This window comes from Flavicella sp., from assembly GCF_037132785.1.
Taxonomy (GTDB): Bacteria; Bacteroidota; Bacteroidia; order Flavobacteriales; family Flavobacteriaceae; genus Flavicella.
Genome location: NZ_JBAHZZ010000124.1, coordinates 1 through 5,138, shown reverse-complemented (window position 1 = coordinate 5,138; position 5,138 = coordinate 1). Strand labels below are relative to the sequence as shown.

5 protein-coding genes and 1 pseudogene are annotated in these 5,138 nt (G+C 30.2%); 3 read left to right on the top strand and 3 right to left on the bottom strand.

Going from position 1 to position 5,138, the window contains the following annotated elements:
* A pseudogene (locus V5787_RS08385) lies at positions 1 to 145 on the top strand (IS1595 family transposase); the annotation flags it as partial.
* 248 nt (positions 146 to 393) lie between these two features.
* Here the strand turns inward: V5787_RS08385 and yaaA are convergent.
* From yaaA to V5787_RS08370, 3 genes are read right to left on the bottom strand one after another with little or no spacing between them, the layout of a single operon-like run.
* A complete protein-coding gene (gene yaaA / locus V5787_RS08380; RefSeq protein WP_336892795.1) occupies positions 394 to 1,152 on the bottom strand; it encodes a peroxide stress protein YaaA in 759 nt (252 codons plus the stop codon).
* A 29-nt stretch (positions 1,153 to 1,181) separates the two neighbouring features.
* Complete coding sequence (locus V5787_RS08375) at positions 1,182 to 2,207, bottom strand: RluA family pseudouridine synthase (protein ID WP_336892794.1); 1,026 nt, start codon at positions 2,205 to 2,207, stop codon at positions 1,182 to 1,184.
* 13 nt (positions 2,208 to 2,220) lie between these two features.
* Positions 2,221 to 2,775: a PASTA domain-containing protein gene (locus tag V5787_RS08370; RefSeq protein ID WP_336892793.1), complete on the bottom strand. Its 555-nt coding sequence runs from the start codon at positions 2,773 to 2,775 to the stop codon at positions 2,221 to 2,223.
* 92 nt (positions 2,776 to 2,867) lie between these two features.
* Here V5787_RS08370 and V5787_RS08365 point away from each other — a divergent pair, with 92 nt between their 5' ends.
* Together V5787_RS08365 and V5787_RS08360 are read left to right on the top strand one after the other, a co-directional pair.
* Entirely contained in the window at positions 2,868 to 3,848 is a 981-nt protein-coding gene (locus tag V5787_RS08365; RefSeq protein ID WP_336892792.1) for a D-alanine--D-alanine ligase, read from the top strand.
* Between the two features lie 42 nt (positions 3,849 to 3,890).
* Complete coding sequence (locus V5787_RS08360; RefSeq protein ID WP_336892791.1) at positions 3,891 to 4,658, top strand: hypothetical protein; 768 nt, start codon at positions 3,891 to 3,893, stop codon at positions 4,656 to 4,658.
* Positions 4,659 to 5,138: the final 480 nt, after the last annotated feature.

Below are 5,138 nucleotides of genomic sequence, written 5' to 3'. Positions count from 1 at the left end.
GCATATACAAGCATATTTTGATAAATTTTGTTTTAGAATTAATAGGTCACAATACAAAGAATCCATTTTTCATAAAACAATTCTTAGAATGGTACTACAAAAACCTAAATATCAAAAAAACATAAAACAGACACTAGGCGTGTAACTCAGTTGTTTTTTTCTTTAGATGAAATAAAAATATAAGCATAGCCTAGTTACAGTTCTATTTTATATTAAAATATAAAGGAAATAGAAACTAATCTAATCAATCATTTTGATGTTTATTTGGTATAAGCGGAGTGCTTTTCTCATCTAACCCAGAGGTAGGTTCATCTAAAATTATGCCCATATGCTTTGTAGCTGTATCCTATAATCAATGACAATAAATTTTCTCTATAACCCAAACTTCATAAATTAACGTATAAAAACAAATTCCTTGTCGGTCGATAGTTCTTCACTATAACCATAGTCCCCATAATCGAATCCCTTAAGAGCTTCGCTATTTTCTATATTATTATCAATAATATATCGAACCATCATACCTCTTGCTTTCTTAGCGAAAAATGAAATTATCTTTAATTTTCCGTTTTTGTAATCTTTAAACTGTGGTGTAATAATAGGTCCATTAATTAATTTTGGTTTTATAACTTTATAATATTCGGTACTGGCAAGGTTGACCAATACTTCATCTTCAAGCATTTCCAAATTTAAAGCATCCGTTATCTGAGTGTCCCAAAACTGATACAAATTATTTTTTCTACCTACTTTTAATTTGGTTCCCATCTCTAATCGATACGGTTGTATAAAGTCCATAGGCTTTAAAAGCCCATACAACCCAGATAAAATCCTCAATTTATCATTTAATTGATCTAATTTATTTTTCGGAATAGAATATGCATCCAAACCAATATATACATCCCCTTTAAAAGCATATATAGCCTGTCTCGAATTCTCATTTGTAAAAGGTAATTTCCAATCTTGATTACGCTGCCAATTTAACTCAGATAAGTTTTGAGAAATAGACATCAACTCTCCTATTTTCTTAGGCGATTTTTTTTTCAATTCATTCGACAACTTCTCTGCTTGTTCTAAAAACAGAGGTTGACTAAAATTTTGAGTTGGAATAGAACTTTCAAAATCTAATGACTTCGCTGGTGATATTACTATTTTCATAGAAAAGTACTTCTTATATATTCGTTTTACTAGATATCTTCTTTGGTATTAATTGTATACGAGCGCCATTTTTCAAGTGCCGCTAAGAAATCATCAGGGATTTTAGACTCAAAACGCATTAACTCTTTTGTTACTGGATGTATAAATCCAAGAGTTTTAGCATGTAGCGCTTGCCTTGGTAATACTTTGAATGTATTTTCAACAAACTGTTTATATTTCGTAAAAGTTGTGCCTTTTAAAACAGCATTTCCTCCATATCGAGCATCGTTAAATAAAGTGTGACCTATATATTTAAAATGTGCTCGAATTTGATGTGTTCTTCCTGTTTCTAAACGACATTCTACTAAGGTAACATAGTTAAAACGTTCTAATACTTTAAAATGAGAAACAGCAGGTTTACCAAAATCACCGTCTGGAAAAACCATCATTTGCAATCTGTTTTTTAAACTCCGTCCAATATTCCCTTCAATTGTACCTTCTTCCTCTTCTATATTTCCCCAGACTAATGCATGGTATACACGCTCTGTGGTTTTATCAAAAAATTGTTTCGCCAAAAACGCCATAGACTCTTCAGTCTTTGCTACAACTAACAAACCACTCGTATCCTTATCTATACGATGTACTAAACCAGGCCTTTCATTACTATTATTAGGTAGATTATCAATATGATGAATCAAACCATTCACAAGAGTTCCAGAGTAATTCCCATGTCCCGGGTGGACCACCATTCCAGCAGGTTTATTGACCACTAATAAAACATCATCTTCATATACTATTTCAAGATCCATTTCCTCAGCTACAAGTAAATTTTCGTGAGGAGGGTACTCCAAAACAACACGTATAACATCTTTCGATTTTACTTTATAACTAGATTTTACTGCCACATCATTCACCAAAACATTTCCGTTCTTCGCGGCCTCTTGGATTTTGCTTCTAGTAGCATTTTCAATAAAATTCATTAAAAATTTATCTACACGTAATGGTATCTGACCATCTGCAGCAACAAATCTATAATGTTCATATAAATCATCGCTTTCTATTTCATTATTCTCCATAAATTCTTGAATATTAGCTTCCTTTTCCGTCTCCTAGAACGACATCAATTATTGAATACTTTTCTAATTTATCACCTACTGTGATTGTTTTTCCTTTATATTGTAATTTTCTCACAACATCTTTTCCTAAATCTGGAATAAATAATAATTTTCCTACTTTAAAACCAGATGATTTCAGTTGAGCAATTACTTCATTTTTTGTTTTTCCGTAAAATTCTTGTATCTGGACTTTTCCGTATTTTGAAGGATTTAAAGTCAGATAAATTTTTCTATTTCCTTTAACAAGACTTAATTTTTCTGGAGATTGGCTAATAACACTTCTTTTTGGGAAATCAGGGTTATAACTAGCTGAATCTATAATTTCAAATCTTAAATTCAACTCTCTCAATTTTAAATCTACTTCTTCTACACTTAATCTTGATAAATCCGGAACCTCTATTATTTCACCATGACTGGTGGTTACCTTCAACCAACTTACCAAACAAAAAAAACAAATACTCAAAAAAACAATAGCAATTGCAAGCTGAATTACAAATTGTTTACTCACTAAATATTTAATCAAACTCATTAATTTATATTTTCGACAAAGATATAAAACGAAAGGGGATCTTATTAAATTATATTTGATATTTTTGATTCTTAATTTTTGATAAAAACCAAATGAAAAAAAACATAGCCGTACTTATGGGTGGATATTCATCTGAATACAAAATCTCTATAAAAAGTGGCACCGTAGTATTCAATAATATTGACAAAAATAAATACATCTCTTATATTGTTCATATTTTACAAGACAAATGGATCGTTTTAGATGCTGATAAAAATGAGTATTCAATAAATAAACACGATTTTTCTGTAGAAATAAATAATATCAAAATTTCTTTTGATTATATTTTTAATGTAATCCATGGATCACCAGGAGAAGATGGTAAAATACTTGCCTATTTTGATTTATTAAATATTCCATATAGCTCTGCTCCTTTTTACCAAATGGCCCTAACATTTAACAAAAGAGACTGTCTTAGTGTCGCTAAAAATTATGGTATTAAAACAGCAACTTCTGTCTATCTTAATGAAGCAGATCATTATGATAAAAATGAAATTATTTCAAAAATAGGGCTTCCTTGTTTTGTGAAACCTAATAACGCTGGTTCAAGTTTCGGAATCTCTAAGGTAAATAAATTCAAAGATTTTGAAACAGCACTTGAAACGGCTTTTAAAGAAGATACTGAAATATTAATTGAGTCTTTTCTTGATGGCACAGAAGTTTCTGTAGGTGTCATCCAATATAAAGGTGAGGTCATTGTTTTACCAATCACAGAAATAATATCGGGAAATGATTTCTTTGATTATGAAGCAAAATATCACGGTAAATCTCAAGAAATAACACCTGCAAGAATTTCAAATATACAAAAAGAAAATGTGTGTAAAACAGCTAAATTCCTTTATAAATCCTTAAATATCTCTGGATTTTCAAGATCTGAATTTATTTTTATTGGAGATACTCCATACTTTTTAGAAATGAACACAGTTCCGGGTATGACTAAAGAAAGTTTATTGCCACAACAAGCAAAGAAAGCCGGAATTTCTTTAAAAGATTTATTAACAGACACCATACAAAGAAGTTTATCTAAGTTTTAAATTAATAACACTTTTGGTATTTAACAACTCTTACTACAAACTATGAATTTAAAAATTGCTCAATCCATATTCATAGCCTCCTTTAAAACCATCGGTTATTTATTTTTATTAATTATATCTGTTTTATTTTTAGACAGTTACATCTTTACAGCATCCATTCCAAATCCCCAAATAATTGCCAATATTGCAATGTTCACGGCTTTTACTGTTGTTTATTGGAAATCTACAGCAAGAATTAGAGAGTTAATGATTTATGCTGTACTTATTGGATTTATTGGAGAATATTTATTTTCCTTAGGATTGGGCATGTATACGTATCGCTTAGGGAATGTTCCTTGGTATGTACCACCAGGTCATGCTATTGTATACATTGCTACCATCTATTTTTGCAAACAATCCATTATCAAAAATTTCAAAAAACAAATAGAGAAAATTTTCACCTTATTTGTTTGGAGCTATTGCCTCATCTTTTTAATTTTTAAAGGAGATGTATTTGGATTTCTAATGTCCATAGCAGTACTTTCTGTGTTGAAAAACAAACCTCGTGAACGCTTATTTTATCTAACCATGTATGTAGTCGTTGCGTTTCTAGAAATTGTGGGCACAGCATATCAATGCTGGTACTGGCCAGATACAGCTTTTGGCGTTATTCCTTTTTTAAAGAGTAGTAATCCTCCTAGTGGAATAAGTTTGGTGTATTTTCTTCTAGATCTTGGTTCTCTTTGGCTTTACAAACTACGTCATCGCACAGCTTGGTCTCGAATGAAATTACAACGAGCCTTAGTATCAAAATCAACTTCCTTAATGTAAATTTTTCCAATTCCATAAATCTTCTTTCTTTATTATAAAATTGTATATGTTTCTGTATGAATTTCCAAAATTCTATTCCATTATCAGAAGGACTCAAATAGATTTGTTCATATTTCATAGACCTTCTAGAAGCGTTCATAAATATTACCCAAAACTCTTCCTCTTCCATCCATCGATGTTTTAATCTTTTGTTTTTCAATAATACCAAATAAACATCAAAATGATTGATTAAATTAGTTTCTATTTCAATATAAAATAGAACCGTAACCTAGACTATGCTAATATTTTTTCTGAGTTAGTCATTTAGTTTCTGTATCTTAGTGTCATTAAATATAACAGACTTGAATTCAAGAACTTAACGCAACAAATCAAAATCTTAGATTTGTTGTATGAAAGCAAAAAAACATAGCCGATTATCATTAAAAGAACGTGTGGTAATTGAAACATTATTGCAAGAAAAAAAGACTAAAAGTTATATCG